This window comes from Aeromonas sp. 600276 (genome assembly GCF_049175815.1).
In the GTDB taxonomy this organism is placed as follows: domain Bacteria; phylum Pseudomonadota; class Gammaproteobacteria; order Enterobacterales; family Aeromonadaceae; genus Aeromonas; species Aeromonas dhakensis.
This window is the reverse complement of record NZ_JAAKVU010000012.1, coordinates 78,028-100,461: the sequence shown is the minus strand read 5'-3', so window position 1 is coordinate 100,461 and position 22,434 is coordinate 78,028. Positions and strand designations below refer to the sequence as shown.

Below are 22,434 nucleotides of genomic sequence, written 5' to 3'. Positions count from 1 at the left end.
AGCGGTTCATCTGGTTGTAGAAAATCTCAGCAAACCCGATACAGCCCCGCTTACTTCTGGTAGCATGGGCCGGTTTTTGGTTTGTCTTGCGACGTTGAACGGATTGTTTGCGTCACGGGGCGCCTTCGCAAAGTGCTGTGGAGAGCCAGAACATCACCCATTTTTGAATGAATCTTTCCATCCCGCATGTGCCCTTTGGTAGGGGGCACCACTGTATAAGGAAACACACAATGCCAATCATTACTCTGCCTGATGGCAGCCAACGTCAATTTGCCCACGCCGTTTCCGTCATGGATGTGGCCGCGGACATCGGTCCCGGTCTCGCCAAGGCGTGCATTGCCGGTCGGGTAAACGGTGAACTGGTGGATGCCTGCGAGCTGATCGAAGCCGATGCCTCCCTGGCCATCATCACCGCCAAAGACGAAGAAGGTCTGGACATTCTGCGCCACTCCTGTGCTCACCTGCTGGGTCATGCCATCAAGCAACTCTGGCCCCAGACCAAGATGGCCATCGGTCCCGTCATCGACAACGGTTTCTACTACGATATCGATCTCGACCGTACCCTGACCGATGAAGATCTGGCTGCCCTGGAAGAGCGCATGCTGGCGCTGGCCGCCAAGGATTACGACGTCGTCAAGAAGAAGGTCTCCTGGCAGGAAGCACGCGATGTGTTCGAAGCCCGTGGCGAGACTTACAAGGTCGAGATCCTGGATCAGAACATTGCCCGTGATGACCAGCCCGGTCTTTATCATCACGAAGAGTACATCGACATGTGTCGCGGCCCGCACGTGCCCAACATGCGTCACTGCCACCACTTCAAGTTGCAGAAGATGTCCGGCGCCTACTGGCGCGGCGACTCCAACAACAAGATGCTGCAGCGCATCTACGGCACCGCCTGGGCCGACAAGAAGCAGCTCAAGGCCTATCTGCAGCGTCTGGAAGAAGCCGCCAAGCGCGACCACCGCAAGATCGGCAAGCAGCTCGACCTGTACCACATGCAGGAAGAAGCGCCTGGCATGGTGTTCTGGCACAACGATGGCTGGACCATCTTCCGCGAACTGGAAACCTTCATCCGCGGCAAGCTCAAAGAGTACGACTATCAGGAAGTGAAGGGTCCCTTCATGATGGATCGCGTGCTGTGGGAGCGTTCAGGTCACTGGGAGAAGTACGCCCAAGCCATGTTCACCACCCAGTCCGAGAACCGCGAGTACGCCATCAAGCCGATGAACTGCCCGGGTCACGTGCAGATCTTCAACCAGGGCCTGAAATCCTACCGCGACCTGCCGCTGCGCATGGCCGAGTTCGGCTCCTGCCACCGCAACGAGCCGTCAGGCTCACTGCACGGCCTGATGCGGGTACGGGGTTTCACTCAGGATGATGCCCACATCTTCTGTACCGAAGAGCAGATCATGGAAGAGGTGTCTGCGTGCATCCGCATGGTCTACGACGTCTACGGCACCTTCGGTTTCGAGAACATCGTGGTCAAGCTCTCCACTCGTCCGGAACAGCGTATCGGCTCCGACGAAGCCTGGGATCGCGCCGAGGCCGCGCTGGCCGAAGCGCTGGTGCTGAATGGTCTGAAGTACGACCTGCAGCCGGGCGAGGGGGCCTTCTACGGTCCCAAGATCGAATTCACCCTGCATGACTGCCTTGACCGTGCCTGGCAATGTGGTACCGTGCAGCTCGATTTTGCCCTGCCGGGCCGTCTGGGTGCCACTTATGTGGGCGAAGACAATGAGCGTCACGTCCCCGTGATGATCCACCGCGCCATTCTGGGCTCGCTGGAGCGTTTCATCGGGATCCTGACCGAAGAGTACGCCGGACTGTTCCCGACCTGGTTGGCACCTACCCAGGCCGTGGTCATGAATATTACCGACAATCAGGCCGATTATGCGGTGAAAGTAGCCAAAGCATTGAATGATGCGGGCCTTCGCGCAAAAGCGGACTTGAGAAATGAGAAGATTGGCTTTAAAATCCGCGAGCATACTTTGAAGCGGGTACCTTTTATGCTGGTCTGCGGCGATAAAGAAGTAGAAGCCGGCAAGATTGCAGTACGTACCCGTAAAGGGGCTGACCTGGGCTCTTATCCTGTTGAAGAGCTGATTGCTCTGTTGACCCAGGAAGTTCAGACCCGCGGACAAAAGAAAGTGGAGGAATAAGCTATAAAAGGCGGAAAAAAACTGGGCAAGCAACCGCAAGCCCGCGCTCACCGGATCAACGAAGAGATCCGTCTGAAAGAAGTTCGTCTGACTGGCCTGGATGGTGAAGCCATTGGCATCACCTCCATCCAGGATGCTCTGAACTTGGCCCTTGAGGCCGGAGTGGATCTGGTCGAGATCAGTCCGAACGCTGAGCCGCCCGTTTGCCGGATCATGGATTACGGCAAATTCCTCTACGAAAAGAGCAAAACCACCAAAGAACAGAAGAAAAAGCAGAAAGTCGTCCAGGTCAAGGAAATCAAATTCCGTCCTGGCACCGACGAAGGCGACTATCAGGTAAAACTACGCAACCTGGTTCGCTTTCTGGAAGACGGGGACAAGGCAAAGGTCACCCTGCGCTTCCGTGGTCGTGAAATGGCCCACCAGGATCTTGGTATCAAGGTTCTGGAGCGCGTCAAGAACGACCTGGAAGAGCTGGCCGTAGTCGAATCGTTCCCGAAAGTCGAAGGCCGTCAAGCTGTGATGGTCCTCGCACCCAAGAAGAAATCTTAAGGCCCACAAGAAATTGACTCATGGGGCCAGCCCCATGAGTCGGTTCGCCTTGCGATTTTGTTGTCACTCACAATGCGGAGTATGAAATGCCGAAGATGAAAACCAACCGGGGCGCCGCAAAGCGCTTCAAGAAGACTGGCTCAGGTCGCTTCAAGTGCAAGCACAACCACCTGCGTCACATCCTGACCAAGAAGAGCAGTAAGCGTAAGCGTCAGCTGGGACCGAAGTTCTTTGTTTCCGCTGCCGACCACAAACGTGTTGTCGCTTGTCTGCCGTACGCATAAGGGGGGATGTGAAAAATGCCAAGAGTTAAACGTGGTGTGACCGCTCGCGCTCGTCACAAGAAAGTAATGAAAGCCGCCAAGGGTTACTACGGCGCCCGTTCCCGTGTCTACCGCGTAGCGGTACAAGCGGTAACCAAAGCTGGTCAGTATGCCTACCGTGACCGTCGCCAGAAAAAGCGTCAGTTCCGTCAACTGTGGATTGCTCGTATCAACGCAGCAGCCCGTCAGAACGGTCTGTCCTACAGCCGTCTGATCAACGGTCTGAAGAAGGCTTCCATCGAGATCGATCGCAAGATCCTGTCCGATATCGCCGTTCACGACAAGCTGGCTTTCACCGCCCTGGTTGAAAAGGCCAAAGCAGCTCTGGTTTAATCCGGTTCTGTTATAAATGCTAAAAGGAGGCTCAGGCCTCCTTTTTTGTTGTCTGTCATTTGTCGCTTGCAGGCGGCAATGACTCTACCATCATGATAGCTATACATATGGCTTCATATGCCATCAAACTGAAATTGTGTACCCAATCGCAAAGAAGAAGCAGGTCCGGCTCGAAGCCCTACTTGATAACAAAATGATTTCTAGGGAGAAAAGGGCACCTTAACTATGGTCAGTGAAGGGGCTTTTTTTGTATTATTCCCCTCTTGACCTTATTTAGCCTAAAGGCTCCTGTACCGGGAGTGGTGACGAGGAAGACATGCAACAGCTTGAAGAAGTAGTCGGCCAAGCCAGGGCCGAAATTGAGGGCGTAAGCGACATCGCCGCCCTTGACGAAATCCGGGTCAAATATCTGGGTAAAAAGGGCTTTTTTACCGAGCAGATGAAGGGCCTGGGCGCCCTGTCCGCTGAAGAGCGTCCCGCCGCGGGCGCCGTGATCAACCAGGCCAAACAGCAGGTTCAGGATGCCCTGAACGGGCGTCGTGAAGCCCTCGAAGTTGCCGTGCTGAACCAGAAGCTGGCCGCCGAGACCATCGACGTCAGCCTGCCGGGCCGCCGCATCGAGAATGGCGGTCTGCACCCGGTGACCCGCACCATCGAGCGCATCGAGCGCCTGTTTGGCGAGATGGGCTTCAAGGTTGCCCGTGGTCCCGAGATTGAAGACGGCTTCCACAACTTCGATGCGCTGAATATCCCGGCGCACCACCCGGCGCGTACCGATCACGATACCTTCTACTTCAATCCTGATCTGATGCTGCGCACCCACACCTCGGGCGTGCAGATCCGCACCATGGAGCATCAGCAGCCGCCGATCCGCATCATCGCGCCGGGCCGCGTCTATCGTAACGACTACGACATGACCCATACCCCGATGTTCCACCAAGTCGAAGGCCTGCTGGTCGACGAGCATGCCAGCTTTACCGAACTGAAGGGCATTCTGCACGACTTCCTGCGCAACTACTTCGAGGAAGATCTGACCATTCGCTTCCGTCCTTCCTACTTCCCGTTCACCGAGCCGAGCGCCGAAGTCGACGTGATGGGCAAGAACGGCAAGTGGCTGGAAGTGCTGGGCTGCGGCATGGTGCACCCGAATGTACTGCGTTCGGTTGGCATCGATCCGGAAAAATACTCCGGCTTTGCCTTCGGCATGGGCGTTGAGCGCCTGACCATGCTGCGTTACGGGGTCAACGACCTGCGTGCCTTCTTCGAAAACGACCTGCGCTTCCTCAAGCAGTTCAAGTAAGGGCGAGAGAACATGAAATTCAGTAAATCCTGGGTGATGGAGTGGGTCCGCACCGAGTTGAGTGACAATGCACTGGCCGAGCAGATCACCATGGCCGGTCTGGAAGTGGACGCCGTAGAAGCGGTGGCCGGCCAGTTCAACAACGTGGTGGTGGGTGAAGTGGTCGAGTGCGCCCAGCATCCGGACGCCGACAAGCTGCGGGTGACCAAGGTCAACGTGGGCGAGGCCGAGCTGCTGGACATCGTCTGCGGCGCACCGAACTGCCGTGCCGGCCTCAAAGTCTGCGTGGCCAAGGTCGGGGCGACCCTGCCGGGTGATTTCACCATCAAGAAAGCCAAGCTGCGCGGCCAGCCGTCCCACGGCATGCTCTGCTCCTTCAGCGAGCTGGGTATCGACGTCGAGGCCGATGGCATCATCGAGCTGCCGCTTGACGCTCCTATCGGCACTGATATCCGCGACTACCTGGCGCTCAACGACGTCAGCATCGACGTGGATCTGACCCCGAACCGCGCCGACTGCCTCGGCATCGCGGGTCTGGCCCGTGAAATCGGCGTGCTCAACAGTGTTGACGTGGTCGAGCCGACCTGGACCCCTGCTGCTGCCACCATCGACGCTACCTTCCCGATCCGGGTTGAAGCGCCGGCAGATTGCCCCCGTTATCTGGGCCGTGTCATCAAGGGGCTGAACCTGCACGCCCAGAGCCCGCTCTGGATGCAGGAGAAGCTGCGCCGTGGCGGCATCCGCTCCATCGACGCCATCGTCGACATCACCAACTACCTGCTGCTGGAATACGGTCAGCCGATGCACGCCTTCGACCTGGCGACGCTTGAAGGGGAACTGGTGGTGCGCCGCGCCAAGGCCGACGAGCCCATGACCCTGCTCGATGGCAACGAGGTGAAGCTCAAAGAGACCACGCTTGTTATCGCAGACGCCCAGGGCCCTGCCTGCATGGCCGGCATCTTCGGCGGCAATCGCACCGGTGTCTCCGAGACCACCACCGACATCCTGCTGGAGTGCGCCTTCTTCGCGCCGCTCTCCATCACCGGCCGTGCCCGTGCCTACGGTCTGCACACCGACTCTTCCCACCGTTTCGAGCGCGGGGTGGATCCCGAGCTGCAGGCCAAGGTGATGGATCGTGCCACCCGCCTGCTGCTGGACATTTGTGGCGGAGAGTGCGGTGGTGAAGCGGGTCCGGTCATCGAGGTCAAATCCGATGATCATCTGCCCAAGGCTGCCCCCATCAAGCTGCGCCGCACCAAGCTCGACAAGGTGATCGGCATCAGCGTGGCGGATGCGCAGGTGGTCGAGATCCTGACTCGCCTCGGCATGCAGGTGACCGTGGACGCCGACGGCTGGACCGCGCTGGCTCCCTCCTGGCGTTTCGATATCGCCATCGAGGAAGATCTCATCGAGGAAGTGGCCCGCATCTACGGCTACAACAACATCCCGAACCTCAAACCCGCCGCATCGCTCGCGATGGTAGAGCAGGCAGAAGGGCAGGTGACCCTGAAGCGGGTGCGCGACCTGCTGGTCGATCGCGGCTTCCAGGAAGCGATCACCTACAGCTTCGTCGATCCCAAGGCTCAGCAGACCCTGTTCCCGCAGAGCGATGCCATCGTGCTGCCGAACCCGATCTCGGTCGAGATGTCTGCCATGCGTGTCTCTCTGTTCCCGGGTCTGGTGCAGGCGGTGGTCTACAACCAGAACCGTCAGCAGCCGCGGGTGCGTCTGTTCGAGCAGGGCCTGCGTTTCATCAAGGACGAAAATGCGGAGAACGGCATCCGTCAGGAGCCCATGCTGGCCGGCATCATCACCGGCAACCAGAGCGACGAACACTGGGACATCAAGAGCCGCGCTGCCGACTTCTTTGATCTGAAAGGGGATCTGGAAGCTGTGCTGGACTTGACCGCCGAAGGCGCCACCTTCACCTTCGAGCGTGCCGAACACAGTGCCCTGCACCCGGGCCAGAGCGCGGCGATCCTGCGCAATGGCGAGGTCATAGGTCACATCGGCGTGATCCACCCGAGCCTCGAGAAGAAGCTGGGCCTCAAGAGCCGCGCCGTGATGTTCGAGCTGGAGCTGGACAAGCTGACCCCGGCCAAGGTGCCGGTTGCTGCCGAAGTTTCCCGCTTCCCGGCCAACCGTCGTGACATCGCCGTGGTGGTTGATGTTGCTGTTCTGGCCGGCGATGTGCTAGCAGTAATTAAAAAAGTTGGCGGAAATCAGGTAGTTGGAATAAACTTGTTTGACGTATACCAGGGTGCTGGTATGGCCGAGGACAAGAAGAGCCTGGCCATCAGTCTTGTTTTGCAAGACACCCAGCGCACTCTGGAGGAGAAAGAGATTGCCGAGACCGTAGACAATGTCGTGCGGGCCCTTGGTGAAGAGTTGAATGCATCCTTGAGGGATTGATCTATGGCGCTTACCAAAGCCGACATTGCAGAGCACCTGTTCACCCAGCTCGGGATGAGCAAGCGTGAAGCCAAAGATATGGTGGAAGCCTTCTTTGAAGAGATCAGACAAGCGCTTGAGCGTGGTGAACAAGTCAAGATTTCAGGCTTCGGTAACTTTGATCTTCGTGAGAAGAACCAGCGTCCAGGACGTAACCCGAAAACCGGCGAAGATATTCCCATCAGCGCCCGGCGGGTGGTCACCTTCCGCCCTGGTCAGAAACTCAAGGCCAGGGTCGAAAATGTTGAACCCAACGAGTGACAAAAAGCCAGGCAACCGCCTGGCTTTTACTTTTTCATGATAAAAACCAGTCTTTTGCTAGGTCTGCTGCTGGCCGCGCCACTGCAGGCGATGGATCTGCCTCTCTCCACGACCGCCAAGGCATTTGCCGATGCCACCAAGTCGTTGACCATCTGTTATCCGGCGCTCATCAGGCCGCCTTATCTCGATGAGTCGGGAGGGCTACTGGTCGATCAGATGGAGCGACTGGCCGAACAGCTCCCCTTTCCGCTCATCTATCAGAAGTTGCCCAACTGGTCTGCCGTGCGCAGCGGATTGCTGGAGGGGCGCTGCGATCTCATTCCCAACGTGGGCCCCTCTATGGAGGCCCTGCCCGGGATGGCGCTCAGTCGTGCCATGCTGGAGGCCGAGTCCGCCATCCTCTATCGCGGCGAGCTGGGGCAGGCCAGGTTTCTGGTCTCGCCCATCTGGCAGGCGAACGAGGTGCTGCGAGCCCTCTATCCCCATTCAACCCAGCAGCCCCTGACCGAGGCGGACAACTGGTACGCGGCGCTGGCGGCGGGCAAGGGGACGGCCTACCTCGGCGACTACCTGCAACTGCGTTACCTGATGCGCGAATACCCGGACACCGGGCTGCGGCTGCGACGCCTGCGCAGCGACGAGCTGGTGGTGAGTTACCGGCTGATGATGCGGGACAAACCGGCGCTGCGCGAGCTGATCGACACCGCCATCCGCTACCTGCCGCCGGGCTCCCTCTATCAGGATCTCGACCGCTACCTGGCACAGGGGGAACAGGACATCAACCCGCTCCACTTCACCGACAAGGAGCAGGCCTGGCTGGTCGGCGCCTCCAGCGCCATCAAGCTGGTGGTCAACCCGGATCTGATGCCCTACAGCGGCCTCGACGAGCAGGGCGATCTCAAGGGGTGGAGCGCGGACGTGCTGAAGCTGGTGAGCCAGCAGACCGGGCTCAACTTCCACGTGATCCCCACTACCAGCCGGGAAGAGGCGCTGGCCAAGCTGCAAAGCGGCGAGGCGGACATGATGGTCGGCCTGCTGGAGACGCCGGCGCTGACCGATGCCTTCGACTTCACCCGGATCATGGCGGTCAGCCGTTATGCCCTGGTGAGCCGCAAGACCCAGCCGTTCGAGACGCTGGCGGCGGTGAAGGGCAGGATAGTGGTGCCCGCCACCCTCTATGACGAAGAGATGCTGACCCGCCTGGAGGGCACGCATCGCTGGCGCAAGAGCGACACCCTGGCAGCGGGGATAGCGGCGGTACAGAGCGGCGCGGCCGACGCCATGCTGGCCGAGCTCTATCAGCTGCAATACCCGCTTCGCAACAATCAGCTGGATGGGTTGGAGGTGCGGGAGCTGCCGCAACGCTTCGGGTTGGGGTTTGCCATCAGTCGGCACAGCCCCAGGCTTTCCGGGGTGATGGAGCAGAGTTTGATGACCCTCACCGGCAAGCAGAATGACGATCTCAAACTACGCTGGCACCGGCTGGTACTGACCCAGCAGGCCGGGGTCAGCTACGGGATCTGGCTGGGTTCGGTGTTGCTGGCGCTGCTGATCAGTGCCGGTGTCATCTGGCTGATCTGGCGCTCGCGCCAGCAGCTGGCTCGGGAGGTGAGCCAGCGCCAGGCGATGGAGCAGACCCTGGCTTTGGAGAGCCAGTTCCGGGAGTCCCTGTTCCAGGCACTGCCGGTGCCCGTGTTTCTGCGGGACAATCAGGGCGAGATCATCAAGCGCAACAAGCAGGCCAAGCGGCTGGAGGCCCGCTACCTGGCGGAATTGCACCTGCCGCAGGCCCAGTTGCAAGAGAGCGAGGGGGAGATGGCGCTGGGCGATCAGGTCTACTCCTACGCCCAGATCCCGCTCCAACTCGGCAAGCAGTCGCCGGCGGGGGATCTTATTGCGCTCTCCAACATCAGTGCCCTGCGCGAGCGCACCCGCTTGTTGCGCCAGGCCGAGCGGCGCCTGCGGGCGTTGACCAACACGGTACCCGGCGTGGTGATCCAGTTCCTGCTGCACGAGGAGGGGATCCGCCAGGTGGAGTTCATCAGCCGCGGCAGCTATGAGCTGCTGGGGCTGGCCAGCCAGCAGATCCGCCGCAACCCGGGCGAGGCGCTGGCACGGCTGGCGCCGCAGGACAAGGTCGAGATGCAGCAGCCCATGCGCGAGATGCTGCAGGCCGGCCAGCCCTTCTCCTATGCCCTGCGCTACCAGCATCCGCTCAAGGGTACCCGCTGGCTGCAGTTCTACGGCCGGGGGCGCAGCCTGCCTGAGCAGGGGTGGCGGGTATACGGGGTGGTGCAGGATGTGACGGCGCGGGTCGAGCAGGAGCAGGCGCTGCAGGCCTCCCATGAACGGGCCGAGCAGGCCGTGCTGGCCAAGGGGCGTTTCCTCGCGGCGGTGAGCCACGAAATTCGCACCCCCATGAACGCCATCCTCGGGCTGCTGGAGTGGCTCAGCCACACCCCCCTCAATGCCGAGCAGCACTCTGCGCTCTCCCATGTCAGGCAGGCGGGGGACGAGCTGCTGGGGCTGCTCAACGACGTGCTCGATTTCAGCCGCAACGAGAACCGGCAGCTGGCGCTCTCGCCCCAGCCCACCGATCTGGTGGACTTGTGCGAGCATGTGGCTGCCGTGCACTGGTCCAAGGCTCGCTCCAAGCGGTTGCAGCTGCGGCTGGATCTGGATCACCGGCTGCCTGCCCAGGTGGAGCTGGATCCTCATCGGGTACAGCAGGTGCTGCACAACCTGCTGGCCAATGCCATCAAGTTCAGCAGCCGTGGCGAGGTAGTGCTGTGGGCCCGCCGGGACGGCACCCAGCTGCTGTGCGGGGTGGATGACGAGGGGCCCGGCATCAGTGCCGAACTGCTGCCACGCCTGTTCCTGCCCTTTGAGCAGGGTGGGGAGGAGGGCCAGCCGCGGGCCCAGGGGACCGGGCTCGGGCTTGCCATCTGTCGCCAACTGATGGAGCAGATGGGGGGTGAGATCCGGGTCGAGCCGCGCACGACCGGCGGCAGCCGCTTCATCTGTGCCCTGCCGCTGGTACTGCTGCAGGAGATGCCGCGCTGGCGCCCGCGGGTGAGCAGCGTCCATGTGGTGCTCGACGGGGCGGAGCGGGACTATCTGCTGCCCTGGCTCGGCGAGCTCGATCTGCCGGACGAGCCGGCCGGCCCGGTGCTGAGCGCCCGCCAGGATGAACAGGGGCTGCGCTACTGGGACTGGCAGGGCGAACCCTGGGTGCCGGGCTCGGTGGTCAGCCTGATGCAGCCGCGGCTGGTGCCCTCCGCCCAAGGCATGATCACGCTGCCGGGGCAGGGGATGCGGGTGCTGCTGGTTGAAGATCACGAGGTGAACCGGGTATTGATCAGCATGCAGCTGAGCCAGCTGGGGGCCCAGGTGATCAGCGCGGCCAACGGCCAGCTGGCGCTCGACATGCTGCAGCACGAGACGGTCGATCTGGTGCTGACCGATCTGCAGATGCCGGTGATGGACGGGGCCGAGCTCTGCCGCCGACTGCGAGACTCCCCGCGCTGGCAACATCTGCCCACCTACGTGATCACCGCCGACCTCAGCGAGCCGGCGGCGGCGCAGTTGGCCAGCTGCGGTTGTCGTGGTCATCTGGACAAGCCGCTGCTGCTCAAGGATCTCGCCAATCTGCTGCGCACCCTGGGGGACCCCGCACCCGAGCCGAACCCGGAGCAGAAGGCGGCAGCGCCTGCTTCTTGGTCAGAAGCCCAGATGCCGCTGCTCACCCCCGAGCTCATCTCCCTCTATCTGGAGGCGACCGGCCAGGATCTGGCCGACATTGAGCGCTGTGTCACACAAGCAGACGAGATGGCACTGGAAGCCGCTTTACACAAGATGAAGGGGGCCGCCAAAATGGTGGGCGCGACCCCGCTCGTCCAGGTGATTGAACAGTGGAAACGGGATCCACGGCAACCCCTGCTACCCCCGCTGCGGCAAGCTCTGGACGAGGTGTGCCGGCGACTACGTGAGAGGCTCTGACATGATCATCACAGATGAAGAGTTACTGGCCTTGCTGAACTCGGAAGAGACGGATGAGCGCCTGTTCCACCCCGTGACCATCTATGCCCTGGACGGGGTTGCCTATCGGGCGGCAAAAGCCGTCGAACTGCCGGAATTTGCCACCCTGCGCCGCACCCGGCCCGATGCCTGCTGGCAGTGGGAAGGGCTGTTTGCCGCCGGTGCCATCGCCCTGTTCGATCCCGACTCCCACGCCGCTGCCGACTACCTGCCGCAATTGACAGCGCAGGCGGAGGGGATCTATCGCCTCACCGATGACTGGCTGGCGGGGGTCAATGGCCGCTATCTGGCGTGGCAGGAGTGGCTGGCCCAGACCCAGGTGTTGTTGCTGGAGGATCACCCGTTTCAGGGGGCCCACATTCAGCAGGAGATCAGGGGACTGGGATTGCCCTGTCAGTGGGTGCAGGATGGCAATGCCTGCATCAAGGCGCTGGCCGGTGGCGAGATCAAGCTGCTGGTGAGCGATCTCAGCCTGGTGGATCAGGATGCCATCAGCCTGCTGATGAGCCAGCCCCAATACCAGCACAGCGGCCTGCCCATCGTGCTGCTCTCCGCCCACGACCAGACCCTGATCGACGGCGCCCGCCGCCTGCTGCACGATGCCGGGTTCAACGTGCTGGCGGCCCTGGCCAAGCCGCTGCTGGCCGACGATCTGCTGAGCCTGCTCAAGGGGCTTTATCTGGGGCCGCAGCGTCAGCGCCGCCTGAGCGGACTGCGCCGTACCATCCGCACCTGGCAGGGGGAGGAGAAGGGGCTGCTCGGGCTCTTGTCCGATCCCCCGTCCCCCTTGCCCATCTGGCTGGCGGTGACCGGTTTGCCGCCGCGCTGGGAGCTGGTGCGCGAGTGGCTCGTCCAGCGGGGCAGGGAGCCAGGCGAGCTCACCCTGCTGATCCACCGGCGCGACCACCTGTTGAGCCAGGCGGAGCGTTTTGCCCTGGTGCTGCAGGCCAGTCTGGCGGGGGCACGGCTCGCCCTGCTGCTGGACAACGATCAGCACATTCCGTTCGACTTGCTGGAGCGGATGCCGCTGCAGCACCTGCTGTTGGGGCAGAGCCTGCTGCCGAGCCTGGAGGCCATGACCCCGGACTCCCTGCTGGGGCGCTTCATCAACCGAGCCAGGGAGCTTGGCATCGCCCTCTATCTGGACGATCCCTTCAACCTGCTGGACCACAACCTGTGGCGCGATCGCGGCATGGCGGGGCGCTGGTAGAGGGTGGCCCGCTACCTCTGCTGGCCGCCGGACGAAGCCCGGCTGCGGCGCTCCCTGGCCGGCTGGCTTCATCCCCGTACCCGCGCCGACCTGCCGTTGATGATGGAAGTCGGGGGCGTTCCCTGCCGTTTGCAGGAGCTGGCGGGGGCCGATCCCGCCCGCATCCGGGCGGCTTATGACGAACTCGGCGAGCAGAGCGTCTACCTGCGCTTCATGCGCGCCAAACAGAGGTTGAGCGACGAGCAGCTCGCCTTCTTCCTCGATTACCCCAGGGAACACCAGATCGGCCTGCTGCTGACCGACGGTCAGGGGCGGCCGCTGGCCCAGGCCCAGTCCATCCGGCGGCGGTTGCACCCGGATCGGGCCGAGTTCTCCTGCATCGTCGCCGATCACTTCCAGCACCGAGGGGCGGGGCGGCGCATCCTGCTGGCGCTGGCCTTGCTGGCGCGCGGCGAGGGGATCCGCGAATGGACGGCGGAGGTGCTGCCCCAGAATCGCCCCATGCTGGCGCTGCTGCGCGGGCTGGGCCTGCCGCTCACCCTGGTGACGGGGCGGGAGCTGGTGTTCGTGCGACTCGATTTGAGCGTGCTCGACACCCTGTAACTGCATCATAAGACCAAGGGCGAATAGGCCGGTTTTTCACCCTGTGCTAAGGTCAGCCAGAGAGCTAGCCAGAGGGAGTCAGTCATGGTGCAGTCAGCGAAACACATCGTCATTCTTACCGGTGCCGGGATCTCGGCCGAGTCGGGCATCAAGACCTTTCGTGCCTGTGACGGTCTGTGGGAGGAGCACAGGGTGGAGGACGTGGCGACGCCGGAGGGCTATGCCCGGGATCCGGAGCTGGTGCAGGGCTTTTACAACTCCCGCCGCCATCAGCTGCAGCAACCTCACATTCACCCCAATCCGGCCCACTATGCGCTGGCCCGGCTCGAGCGCCTGCTGCCGGGCTGCGTCACCCTGGTGACCCAGAACATCGACAACCTGCACGAGAGCGCCGGCAGCAAGAACCTCATTCATATGCACGGTGAGCTGCTCAAGGCGCGCTGCCCAGGCTCGGGCCAGGTGATCGAGTGGCGCGGCGATCTCCATCAGGAGGAGCTGTGCACCTGCTGCCAGTTTCCCCAGCCGCTGCGCCCGCACGTGGTCTGGTTCGGCGAGATGCCGCTCGGGCTGGATCGCATCTACGGCGCGCTGGCCCAGTGCGATCTCTTCATCTCCATCGGCACCTCTGGCGCCGTCTATCCGGCGGCCGGTTTCGTGCACGAAGCGGGATTGAACGGAGCCCATACCATAGAGCTCAACCTGGAGCCGAGCGAAGTGGGCAGCCAGTTTGACGAGAAACGCTACGGTCCGGCCTCGTTGCTGGTGCCGGCCTATGTGGATGAGCTGCTGCAACGCTGCGGCGTGCACCAGCCGGCGCAGATCGAGGGGCACAACTGGATGGAGATGCGCGGCCCCTAGCTATTGTGCATCAGCGCAGTTGCAATGAACCGGTGAAATCGCCACACTGGCAGCCAAAAAATGGGACGCAGTTGGCGCAACTTACATGATCACTCTCAAGCAATGGATCGCTTTTTCCCTCCTGATGCTGGCCTGTGCCGGCGCATCGGCACAAGCCTCCCTGATGACCCTGGTGTTGCCAGGTGGCCAGCAAGTGGCCCTCGATGAGGCGACCCTCTCCGCCTTGCCACAGACCGAGTTCACCACCACCACCCCCTGGACCCAGGGTTCCCACCACTATCGCGGGCCGACCCTGGCAACCGTACTGGCGGCACAAGGGATCCAGGATGCCCGCAAGATCGCCGTCTCGGCCCTCAACGGTTATCAACAGGTGGTGGATCTGGCCCTGTTCGACGGCGTGCCGCTGACCCTGGTGCGTGCGGAGGACGGTAAGCCGCTGACCCGGCGCAACAAGGGGCCGCTCTGGTTGCTTATTCCGTTTACCAGCTATCCCAAGCTGGACGTGCCCGCCATCCACAACTGCATGGTGTGGCAGGTGACCCGCATCGAGATCGTCGATTGATGTGGCTATCCCGCCACAAACTGCTGCTGGTGGCGGTCTCGCTGCTGTTTCTGCTCTCGTCGGGCAGCAGCCTCTATCTGCAGCATCGCCAGGAGCAGCTGGTCGACACCTTCTACCGCAACATCCACTGGAACATCAGCCAGGTGATGCTCGAATCCCAGCGTTTCCTCGCCGATCTGCGGCTCTATCGGGTCGGCCAAGTGGAGATGGAGACCCTGAGCCTCGATTACGATCTGCTGTGGAACCGGCTCGACATCTTTCTCATCAGCAGTGAAACCGCCGAGGCGCGCGAGCGGCACGGGCTTGGCAGGGCGCTGGCCGGACTGTTCGAGCAGATCAAGCGGCTCGAGCCCCAGATGGCGGCAGGGGAGCTGCGGGAAGGGGCCCAACTCGCCCGCCTGCAGGAGGAGATCGCCAGCCAGACCCGGCTCATCGAGCAGATAGGCAACCAAATCCTCTCCGGTCAGGAGCGGGAACGTTCGGTGAGCCAGATCCGCAGCAGCCTGTTCTGGCTGCAGATCTGGCAACTGATCCTGCTGCTGACCGGCGGCGCCCTGGTGGCCGCCCTCATTCGCGCCAATCTGGCGAACCGCCGGCTCGCCCTGCTCGACCCCCTGACCCGGCTTGGCAACCGCCGGGCCCTGCAGGAGCAGCTCTCCCGCGCCCTGCATGCCGGCGAGGCGAGCGCCCTGGTGGTGCTCGACCTCAAACGCTTCAAGCAGGTCAATGATCTGCTCGGCTATCAGGTCGGTGATCGGCTGTTGCAGACGGTGGCCGACAAGCTGCAGCAGGCCCACGGCAGTCACGCCTACCGGCTCGGTGGCGACGAGTTCGCCGTGGTGCTGACCACGGCGGACGGGACGCTGGAAGCGCGCATCCACCAGCTGATGAGCCTGCTCCACTTCGAGTTCGTGACCCGGGAGTGCAGCTTCGAGCTGGCCTGCCGGCTCGGGGTGGTCAGGGTGCAGCAGCAGGATGCCGGCCGGCTGCTGGATCAGGCCATCCTGGCCCTCAATCAGGCCAAGCGCAGCCAGGAGGGGGACATCTGCTGGTTCGAACCGGCCATGCTGCAGCAGTTGCAGTTGACCCAGCACCAACTGCATCAGCTGCGCGACTGGCTGGCCGGACGCGAGCCTGCGCCACTGCGAGTGGCGTTGCAGGGGCTGACGGACGGGCAGGGCAACGGCCTGTGGCAACTGGCGCTCTACTGGCAAGAGCAGGGTACATCCTGTCCTATGCGCTGGCTGCAGGAGTGCGGCGTGCTGGGCCCAGTGCTGGCCCGGCTACTGCAGGCGCACGGGACGCTGCATGGCGATAGTCGTGCCTTGTTGGTTCCGCTCGACAATCAGGCTCAGCTGGCCCAGGTGCTGGCCTGTCTGCCGGGGGCATCCCGCACGCCGCTGGTGCTGCTGGTGCCGGCACTGCAACCGGATACTGCCTTGCTGGCGGGATTGCGGCAGCAGGGTTGCACCCTGGCGCTCAGAGACATTGGCAGCGCCACCCCGGCGCAGCTGGCGGCCGGCTGGCCCGTGCGCTATTGGTTGCCGCGGGATGATGAACATGGCGAGTTGTTGCAGCCGCTGGCCCGGCGACTGAGGCTGGTGCAACTGCAGGAGCTGGCGGGCAGTGAGGCAAGGCAGCTGGCCTGAGCACAAAGAGCGGTATTGAACCTGCCAGAGACAAAACGCAGCAAGGCGATCCCAGGGTCGCCTTGTTTTTTTATTGAGCGTGTATGTTAGGGACGAGGAGCGCAGGAATCTCTGATCACCAGGTCAGGGTCAACGGTGATCAGGTGGTCCGCCAGCGCCTCGCCGTTGATGCGTGCCAGCAGCCGGGTGACGGCGAGACGGCCCAGCTCCTCTTTCGGCTGATTGACGGTGGTGAGCGGCGGCGACATGAATTCGGCCAGCGCCACGTTGTCATAGCCGACGATGGAGAGATCCCGCGGGATCACCAGCCCAGCCTGATGCGCCGCGCTGATGGCCCCCATCGCCATCATGTCGTTGCAGACGAACAGCGCGCTGGGGCGCTCGGGCAGCGCCAGCAGGCGGCGCATCGCTTGATGGCCGCTGGCGCAGTCAAAGTCCCCCTCCTGAACCCAGTGCGGATTGACGGTGAGCCCGGCCTCCAGCATCGCCTGCTCAAAACCTGCCTGACGCTGGTTGGCGGGGGCGCGGCTGTGGGGGCCCGTGATGCAGCCGATGGCGGTGTGGCCCAGCCCCAGCAGGTGGCGGGTCGCCAGGTAGCCACCGCGATGGGAGTTGTCGGCGATGAGATCCACGTCGGCACTCTCCATCCCCCAGTCCATCACCACCACCGGCAGGCTCTTGAGCCAGTCGAGCTGGTTGAACACCTCCTGCTGCCCCTCGCTGCACATGATGAGCAGGCCATCGACCCGCTTGCGCAGCATCATCTTGAGGTAGGAGAGCGCCGTCTCGGCCTGCCCCTCGGTGTTGCCCAGCATCAGGTTGTAGCCCTGCTCGAAGCAATAACGCTCCACCCCGCGCACCACCTCGGCGAAGAAGGGGTTGCTGGAGGTGGTGACCAGCATGCCGATACTGTTGGTCTCCTTCACCTTGAGGCTGCGGGCCACTAGGCTCGGGGCATAGTTGAGCTCGCGCATGGCGGCGAAGACCCGCTCGCGGGTCTCCTCGGCGACGAAACGGGTCTCGTTGATGACGTGGGAGACGGTGGTGGTCGACACCCCCGCCAGCGCCGCCACCTCCTTGATATTGGCCATCAGTGCCCCTGCGCAATCTGCTCAAGCAGGAAGGCGTCGACCTCCTGCTTGCTCGGGATGGAGCTCTGGGCTCCAAACCGGGTGACGGAGAGCGCCGCGGCGCCATGGGCAAAGCGCACGGCCGCGTCAAAGTCGGCGCCGGCGAGATCGGCTGCCAAGAGGGCGCCGTTGAAGGTATCGCCGGCCGCCGTGGTGTCCACTGCTTTCACCCGAAAACCCGGGATGAGCGCTTGTTGCTGCCCCTTGCTGCAATAGACCCCTTGCGATCCCAGGGTGATCATCACCTCTTCGATGCCCATCTGGTGGAAACGGGCGGCAGCCTTTGCCGCGCTCGCCTCGTCGGTGACCTTGACGCCGGTCAGCAGCTCGGCTTCGGTCTGGTTGGGGGTGATGAGATCCACCAGTGCCAGCAGTTCGCTCGAGAGCGGGCGAGCGGGGGCGGGGTTGAGCACCACCCGGGTGCCGTGGGCACGGGCCAGGCGGGCGGCTTCCAGCACACTCTCCAGCGGCACTTCCAGCTGCAGCAGCAGGGTGTGGGCATCGGCGATCATCGCTTCATGGCCTTTCACCACGGATGGGGTGAGGGCGCCGTTGGCTTCGGCTGAGATGCCGATGCTGTTCTCCCCCTCATCGCTCACATAGATGATGGCGATCCCGGTGGGGAGCTTGGGGTCGAGCTCGACGGCGCTCACGTCGATGCCGTCTTTAGCAAAGCCGGTCTTCATCTGGTGGCCGATGGCGTCATCGCCGATGCGGGCGATAAAGGAGACTTGTGCACCTAACCGGGCGGCGGCCACCGCCTGGTTAGCGCCCTTGCCACCGGGCACCACTTGATAGCTGTGGCCGGTCAGGGTTTCACCTGGGCGAGGAAAGTGGGGAACGCGCAGCACGTGGTCTGCATTGACACTGCCCAGAACGACGAGACGATTCATGTTGAGTACTCCTGATGCATCTTGGCATGGACACGAAAGCCGGATCCAGGCCGGGAGGCACCGTAAACCTTGAGTGAAAAGGGGGAGGCGAACCTCCCCCCATCAACTTACTTGCTGACCACTTGCAGCGGAACCGGGATGGATTTTTCCACCGGCTGGCCCTTGAGCACCTTGTCGGCGGTTTCCACGCCGATGGCGCCAATCAGGGCGGGCTGCTGGGCCACGGTGGCGGCCAGTTTACCCTTGGCCACGGCGGCCTTGCCATCGTCGGTGCCGTCGAAGCCGACGATCATCACCTCTTTGCCGGCGGCCTGCACGGCGCGGATGGCACCCAGCGCCATCTCGTCGTTCTGGGCGAACACCGCCTGCACGCTCGGATGGGCGGCGAGCAGGTTCTCCATGACGTTCAGACCCTTGGTGCGGTCAAAGTCGGCGGGCTGGGAGGCCAGCACTTCCAGTTTGTTGGCGGCCACGGCCAGGGCAAAGCCTTCGCCGCGGTCACGGGCGGCGGAGGTACCGGCGATCCCTTCCAGCTGGATCACCTTGGCACCGGCACCCAGCTTCTGGGTGATGAAATCGCCGGCCAGTTTGCCACCTGCCACGTTGTCGGATGCAATGTGAGCCTTGACGTCACCCTGCGCCGCGCCGCGGTCCAGGGTCAGCACCGGGATGTTGGCCTTGTTGGCGAGGCGAATGGCGTTACCCACGGCTTCGGAGTCGGTCGGGTTGATCAGGATGGCGTTGACCTTGCGCACGGTGAGATCTTCCATGTTGGAGAGCTCCTTGGCCGGGTCATTCTGGGAATCCAGCACCACCAGCTCGTAGCCAAGCTCCTTGGCCTTGGCTTCGGCCCCTTCCTTCATGGTGACGAAGAAGGGGTTGTTGAGGGTGGAGACCACCATGGCCAGGGTGTGATCGGCGGCCTGGGCGGTGCCCAGCACGGACATGATGGCGGCAGCGAGCAGGGTATTGAGCTTTTTCATCATTTCATTCCTTGTGTGTGCTTACTTGCTTTTGTTATCGATCATCACGGCGAGCAAAATCACGCTGGCCTTGGCGATCATCTGGTAATAGGACGAGACGTCGAGCAGGTTGAGGGCATTGTTGAGGAAGCCGATGATGAGCGCCCCGATCAGGGTACCCATGATGCGGCCCTTGCCCCCCATCAGGCTGGTGCCACCCAGCACCACGGCGGCGATGGCATCCAGCTCGTACCCCATGCCGGCGGTCGGCTGGGCGGAGGAGAGGCGGGAAGTGACGATGAGCCCGGCCAGTGCCGACAGCATGCCGCACAGACCATACACCGCGAGCTTCACCCGGTCCACATTGATGCCGGAGAGGCGGGTGGCCGATTCGTTGCCGCCCAGGGCATAGATGTAGCGACCCAGGCGAGTGTGGTTGAGCATGAACCAGGCCAGCAGGAAGACGATGGCCATCAACCAGATGGGCACCGGCAGACCGAACAGGTAACCGGTACCCAGCCAGGCGAAGTGATCGGCGCCGTCACTGAAACCAGTGGAGATGGGGCGCCCCTCGGTATAGACCATGGTGACGCCGCGCAGGGCGGTCATGGTGACCAGGGTGGCGATGAAGGCCTGCACCTTGCCCTTGGCAATGATGAGGCCGCTGATGCCGCCAAGCAGGGCGCCGGCCCCCAGGGTGAGGGGGATCACCAGCATGATGGGCAGCTCCATGGCCACCATGGTGGCGGCCAGGGCGCCGCACAGGGCCAGTACCGAGCCGACCGACAGATCGATGCCGGCGGTGAGGATGACCAGGGTCATGCCGACCGCCATGATGGCGTTGACCGAGGTCTGGCGCAGGATGTTGAGCAGGTTGTCGGCGGTGAAGAAGTTGGGGCTAAGGAAGGAGACCACGCCGATCAGCACCAGCAGGGCCACCAGCGATTTGTTCTCGATCCACCACTCCTTGCTCATGATGCCTCGGCGGGAAAGGGTTTGGGTTGTCATTGTGCTGCCTCTTGCTCTGCTTGCCACTGTTTGCCGACTGCCGCCGCCATCAGTTTTTCCTGATTGGCGTCGCGGGTATTGAACTCTGCGCTGATGCGCCCTTCGTGCATCACCAGGATGCGGTCACTCATGCCGAGCACTTCCGGCATCTCGGAGGAGACCAGGATGATGCTCATCCCCTCCTTCTTGAACTGGTTGATGAGCTGATAGATCTCCTTCTTGGCGCCGACATCGACGCCGCGGGTCGGCTCGTCCAGGATCAGCACCTTGGGCCTTGTCAGCAGCCCCTTGGCGATGGCCACTTTCTGCTGGTTGCCGCCGGAGAGCAGCTTTATCAGCTGATCTTGACTGGGGGTCTTGATGTTGAACAGGCGCACATAGTCGCCCACCGCCTGGCGCTCGGCCTGGCCGTCAATCTTGCCGTGGCTGATGAACTCGCCAAGGGCGCACAGGCTCATGTTTTCGCGCACCGACAGCTCCAGCACCAGGCCATCGCCCTTGCGATCCTCGGAGATGTAGGCGATGCCGGCGGCCAGGCCATCGGCCGGGCTTCTGGGGGCCAGCGCGTGACCATCCACCGACACCTGGCCGGCGCTGATGGGGCTGGCACCGTAAATGAGCTTCATCAGCTCGGTGCGGCCGGATCCCATCAGGCCGCTGAAGCCCAGAATTTCCCCCTGACGCAGGGAGAAGCTCACCCCGCGCACGCCGGGGCCGGCCAGATCTTTGACCTGCAGGCTGACCGGGCCGAGCTCGCGCACCAGGCGCGGATACTGCTCCTCCAGCCGGCGACCCACCATCATCTCGATGATCCTGTCTTCGTCGAGCTCGCTCACCGCCTGCTCGCCGATCCACTTGCCATCGCGCAGCACAGTGACCCGATCGCAGATCTCGAAGATCTCTTTCAGGCGGTGGGAGATGTAGACGATGCCGCAGCCCTGCTCACGCAGCTCGCGGATAACCTTGAACAGCTGCTCGGTTTCGGTGTCGGTCAGCGCATCGGTGGGCTCGTCCATGATGATGACGCTGGCATCGAACGACAGCGCCTTGGCGATCTCCACCATCTGCTGTTCACCGATGGAGAGACTCCCGAGCCGGGTATCCGGGCCGTGTTTGACGCCGAGGCGTGCCAGCAGGGTGCTTGCCCGTTCGCGCAGCTGCTTGTGGTCGATGCTGCCAAAACGGGTACGCGGTTCGCGGCCGAGGAAGATGTTGGCGGCAATGGAGAGCTCCGGCAGCAGGTTCAGCTCCTGGTGGATGATGCTGATCCCCTGATCCTGGGAGTCGCGGGGCCCTTTGAAGTGAACCGGCTGGCCGCGATAACTGATGGTGCCCGCATCGGCCTGATAGATGCCGGTCAACACCTTCATCAGGGTGGACTTGCCAGCGCCGTTTTCGCCGAGCAGGGCCATCACCTGGCCCGGGTAGACCTTGAGGCCTGCCTCATCGAGCGCCCGCACGCCGGGGAAGGTCTTGACGATCCCGGTGAGCGACAGAATGGGCGAGGGGGTTGTACTCATGGCTGATTCCTTGAAAAGGCTTAAAACGCCACGCCGGCGCAGAGAATGAGGTTGGCGTAGGGGGTCACCTCGCCGCTGCGCACGATGGCCTTGCTCTGGTGGGAGCGAGCTTTGAATTCTTCGTGCAGGCAGTACTCGATGGTGATGGGCTTGCCTTGGGCAGCGGCGTGCACCTCCAGCTGATCCACCAGCGCCTGATGGGCGGCGGGACTGATCTGCTTGATCTCGCTCGCCATGATCACCTTCTCCACCACCAGGTCGGTGAGCAGGGCGGTCAGCACGGTGCCAAGGCTCGGCGTCCCCGCCATCAGCGCCAGATCGATGCGCTCGGGGCCCACCGGGATAGGCAGACCCGCATCGCAGACAGTGATCTCGTCGGTGTGGCCCATCCGTGCCACCAGGGCACTCAGGGGAGCATTGAGCAGTACGCCTCGTTTCATACAGCACCTCGGCAGGCTATGCCCGCGTATCTGATGTTAGCTAGGCAACCGGTTACGCAACCGGTTGCGTCATGGGGTGGAAGATAGGCGTTCAGGCGTTCTGGATCCACCAGGAGATGGCAGAAATGTGAAAACGATCTCAATGGTGAGGGAAAAGCGGGAAAAAAGGTGCCAGAAGAGCA

Annotated in this window: 18 protein-coding genes and 1 pseudogene; 13 read left to right on the top strand and 6 right to left on the bottom strand. The window is 62.7% G+C overall.

Features of this window, described 5'->3' with window-relative positions:
• Nucleotides 1–230 precede the first annotated feature (230 nt).
• The 13 genes and pseudogenes from thrS to G5134_RS13405 all read left to right on the top strand — a co-directional run bounded on the left by thrS (nucleotide 231) and on the right by G5134_RS13405 (nucleotide 16,299).
• Nucleotides 231–2,159, top strand: coding sequence for a threonine--tRNA ligase (gene thrS / locus G5134_RS13465; RefSeq protein WP_005300655.1), 1,929 nt, complete (start codon nucleotides 231–233; stop codon nucleotides 2,157–2,159).
• 21 nt (nucleotides 2,160–2,180) lie between these two features.
• Nucleotides 2,181–2,711 (top strand): translation initiation factor IF-3, encoded by a 531-nt coding sequence (gene infC / locus G5134_RS13460; protein ID WP_185219337.1) that lies wholly within the window; start codon nucleotides 2,181–2,183, stop codon nucleotides 2,709–2,711.
• An 86-nt stretch (nucleotides 2,712–2,797) separates the two neighbouring features.
• Nucleotides 2,798–2,995: a 50S ribosomal protein L35 gene (rpmI, locus tag G5134_RS13455; protein ID WP_005300673.1), complete on the top strand. Its 198-nt coding sequence runs from the start codon at nucleotides 2,798–2,800 to the stop codon at nucleotides 2,993–2,995.
• 15 nt (nucleotides 2,996–3,010) lie between these two features.
• On the top strand, nucleotides 3,011–3,367 hold the full coding sequence (gene rplT / locus G5134_RS13450) for a 50S ribosomal protein L20 (RefSeq protein WP_005300683.1): 357 nt from the start codon (nucleotides 3,011–3,013) through the stop codon (nucleotides 3,365–3,367).
• Nucleotides 3,368–3,683: 316 nt separating this feature from the next.
• Nucleotides 3,684–4,667: a phenylalanine--tRNA ligase subunit alpha gene (gene pheS / locus G5134_RS13445; protein ID WP_005300689.1), complete on the top strand. Its 984-nt coding sequence runs from the start codon at nucleotides 3,684–3,686 to the stop codon at nucleotides 4,665–4,667.
• A gap of 12 nt (nucleotides 4,668–4,679) precedes the next feature.
• Nucleotides 4,680–7,079, top strand: a complete 2,400-nt coding sequence (gene pheT / locus G5134_RS13440; RefSeq protein WP_065017644.1) for a phenylalanine--tRNA ligase subunit beta — start codon at nucleotides 4,680–4,682, stop codon at nucleotides 7,077–7,079.
• A gap of 3 nt (nucleotides 7,080–7,082) precedes the next feature.
• Nucleotides 7,083–7,379, top strand: coding sequence for an integration host factor subunit alpha (ihfA, locus tag G5134_RS13435; protein ID WP_005300715.1), 297 nt, complete (start codon nucleotides 7,083–7,085; stop codon nucleotides 7,377–7,379).
• Nucleotides 7,380–7,433: 54 nt separating this feature from the next.
• Nucleotides 7,434–11,378, top strand: a complete 3,945-nt coding sequence (locus G5134_RS13430; RefSeq protein WP_421232056.1) for an ATP-binding protein — start codon at nucleotides 7,434–7,436, stop codon at nucleotides 11,376–11,378.
• Between the two features lies 1 nt (nucleotide 11,379).
• On the top strand, nucleotides 11,380–12,627 hold the full coding sequence (locus G5134_RS13425; protein ID WP_065017642.1) for a response regulator: 1,248 nt from the start codon (nucleotides 11,380–11,382) through the stop codon (nucleotides 12,625–12,627).
• Between the two features lie 3 nt (nucleotides 12,628–12,630).
• On the top strand, nucleotides 12,631–13,230 hold the full coding sequence (locus tag G5134_RS13420; RefSeq protein WP_017782894.1) for a GNAT family N-acetyltransferase: 600 nt from the start codon (nucleotides 12,631–12,633) through the stop codon (nucleotides 13,228–13,230).
• 66 nt (nucleotides 13,231–13,296) lie between these two features.
• Nucleotides 13,297–14,088, top strand: a pseudogene (cobB, locus tag G5134_RS13415) (Sir2 family NAD+-dependent deacetylase); the annotation flags it as partial.
• An 85-nt stretch (nucleotides 14,089–14,173) separates the two neighbouring features.
• Nucleotides 14,174–14,650 (top strand): hypothetical protein, encoded by a 477-nt coding sequence (locus G5134_RS13410; RefSeq protein WP_065017641.1) that lies wholly within the window; start codon nucleotides 14,174–14,176, stop codon nucleotides 14,648–14,650.
• Complete coding sequence (locus tag G5134_RS13405; RefSeq protein ID WP_065017640.1) at nucleotides 14,650–16,299, top strand: sensor domain-containing diguanylate cyclase; 1,650 nt, start codon at nucleotides 14,650–14,652, stop codon at nucleotides 16,297–16,299. The genes G5134_RS13410 and G5134_RS13405 overlap by 1 nt, the downstream gene beginning before the upstream one ends.
• An 86-nt stretch (nucleotides 16,300–16,385) precedes the next feature.
• On the opposite strand, the gene G5134_RS13400 is transcribed toward G5134_RS13405, so the two are convergent.
• The 6 genes from G5134_RS13400 to rbsD form a co-directional block, all read right to left on the bottom strand.
• Complete coding sequence (locus G5134_RS13400) at nucleotides 16,386–17,390, bottom strand: substrate-binding domain-containing protein (protein ID WP_065017639.1); 1,005 nt, start codon at nucleotides 17,388–17,390, stop codon at nucleotides 16,386–16,388.
• Nucleotides 17,390–18,322 carry a ribokinase gene (gene rbsK / locus G5134_RS13395; RefSeq protein WP_065017638.1) on the bottom strand — a complete coding sequence of 311 codons (933 nt, stop codon included), beginning with the start codon at nucleotides 18,320–18,322 and terminating at the stop codon, nucleotides 17,390–17,392. Before rbsK ends, G5134_RS13400 begins: the two co-directional genes overlap by 1 nt.
• Nucleotides 18,323–18,429: 107 nt before the next feature.
• Nucleotides 18,430–19,305 (bottom strand): ribose ABC transporter substrate-binding protein RbsB, encoded by an 876-nt coding sequence (gene rbsB, locus G5134_RS13390; protein WP_010634030.1) that lies wholly within the window; start codon nucleotides 19,303–19,305, stop codon nucleotides 18,430–18,432.
• Nucleotides 19,306–19,326: 21 nt separating this feature from the next.
• Complete coding sequence (gene rbsC, locus G5134_RS13385) at nucleotides 19,327–20,292, bottom strand: ribose ABC transporter permease (protein ID WP_005300744.1); 966 nt, start codon at nucleotides 20,290–20,292, stop codon at nucleotides 19,327–19,329.
• On the bottom strand, nucleotides 20,289–21,812 hold the full coding sequence (gene rbsA, locus G5134_RS13380; RefSeq protein ID WP_065017637.1) for a ribose ABC transporter ATP-binding protein RbsA: 1,524 nt from the start codon (nucleotides 21,810–21,812) through the stop codon (nucleotides 20,289–20,291). The genes rbsC and rbsA overlap by 4 nt, the downstream gene beginning before the upstream one ends.
• A gap of 20 nt (nucleotides 21,813–21,832) precedes the next feature.
• Entirely contained in the window at nucleotides 21,833–22,252 is a 420-nt protein-coding gene (rbsD, locus tag G5134_RS13375) for a D-ribose pyranase (RefSeq protein ID WP_065017636.1), read from the bottom strand.
• Nucleotides 22,253–22,434: the final 182 nt, after the last annotated feature.

Coding starts and splice junctions, on each gene's coding strand:
- thrS (WP_005300655.1), top strand. CDS start 231: ATGCCAATCATTACTCTGCCTGATGGCAGCCAACGTCAATTTGCCCAC.
- rbsC (WP_005300744.1), bottom strand. CDS start 20,292: ATGACAACCCAAACCCTTTCCCGCCGAGGCATCATGAGCAAGGAGTGG.
- G5134_RS13425 (WP_065017642.1), top strand. CDS start 11,380: ATGATCATCACAGATGAAGAGTTACTGGCCTTGCTGAACTCGGAAGAG.
- pheT (WP_065017644.1), top strand. CDS start 4,680: ATGAAATTCAGTAAATCCTGGGTGATGGAGTGGGTCCGCACCGAGTTG.
- pheS (WP_005300689.1), top strand. CDS start 3,684: ATGCAACAGCTTGAAGAAGTAGTCGGCCAAGCCAGGGCCGAAATTGAG.
- rbsA (WP_065017637.1), bottom strand. CDS start 21,812: ATGAGTACAACCCCCTCGCCCATTCTGTCGCTCACCGGGATCGTCAAG.
- rpmI (WP_005300673.1), top strand. CDS start 2,798: ATGCCGAAGATGAAAACCAACCGGGGCGCCGCAAAGCGCTTCAAGAAG.
- G5134_RS13410 (WP_065017641.1), top strand. CDS start 14,174: ATGATCACTCTCAAGCAATGGATCGCTTTTTCCCTCCTGATGCTGGCC.
- rbsD (WP_065017636.1), bottom strand. CDS start 22,252: ATGAAACGAGGCGTACTGCTCAATGCTCCCCTGAGTGCCCTGGTGGCA.
- rbsK (WP_065017638.1), bottom strand. CDS start 18,322: ATGAATCGTCTCGTCGTTCTGGGCAGTGTCAATGCAGACCACGTGCTG.
- G5134_RS13400 (WP_065017639.1), bottom strand. CDS start 17,390: ATGGCCAATATCAAGGAGGTGGCGGCGCTGGCGGGGGTGTCGACCACC.
- rbsB (WP_010634030.1), bottom strand. CDS start 19,305: ATGAAAAAGCTCAATACCCTGCTCGCTGCCGCCATCATGTCCGTGCTG.
- rplT (WP_005300683.1), top strand. CDS start 3,011: ATGCCAAGAGTTAAACGTGGTGTGACCGCTCGCGCTCGTCACAAGAAA.
- G5134_RS13405 (WP_065017640.1), top strand. CDS start 14,650: ATGTGGCTATCCCGCCACAAACTGCTGCTGGTGGCGGTCTCGCTGCTG.
- ihfA (WP_005300715.1), top strand. CDS start 7,083: ATGGCGCTTACCAAAGCCGACATTGCAGAGCACCTGTTCACCCAGCTC.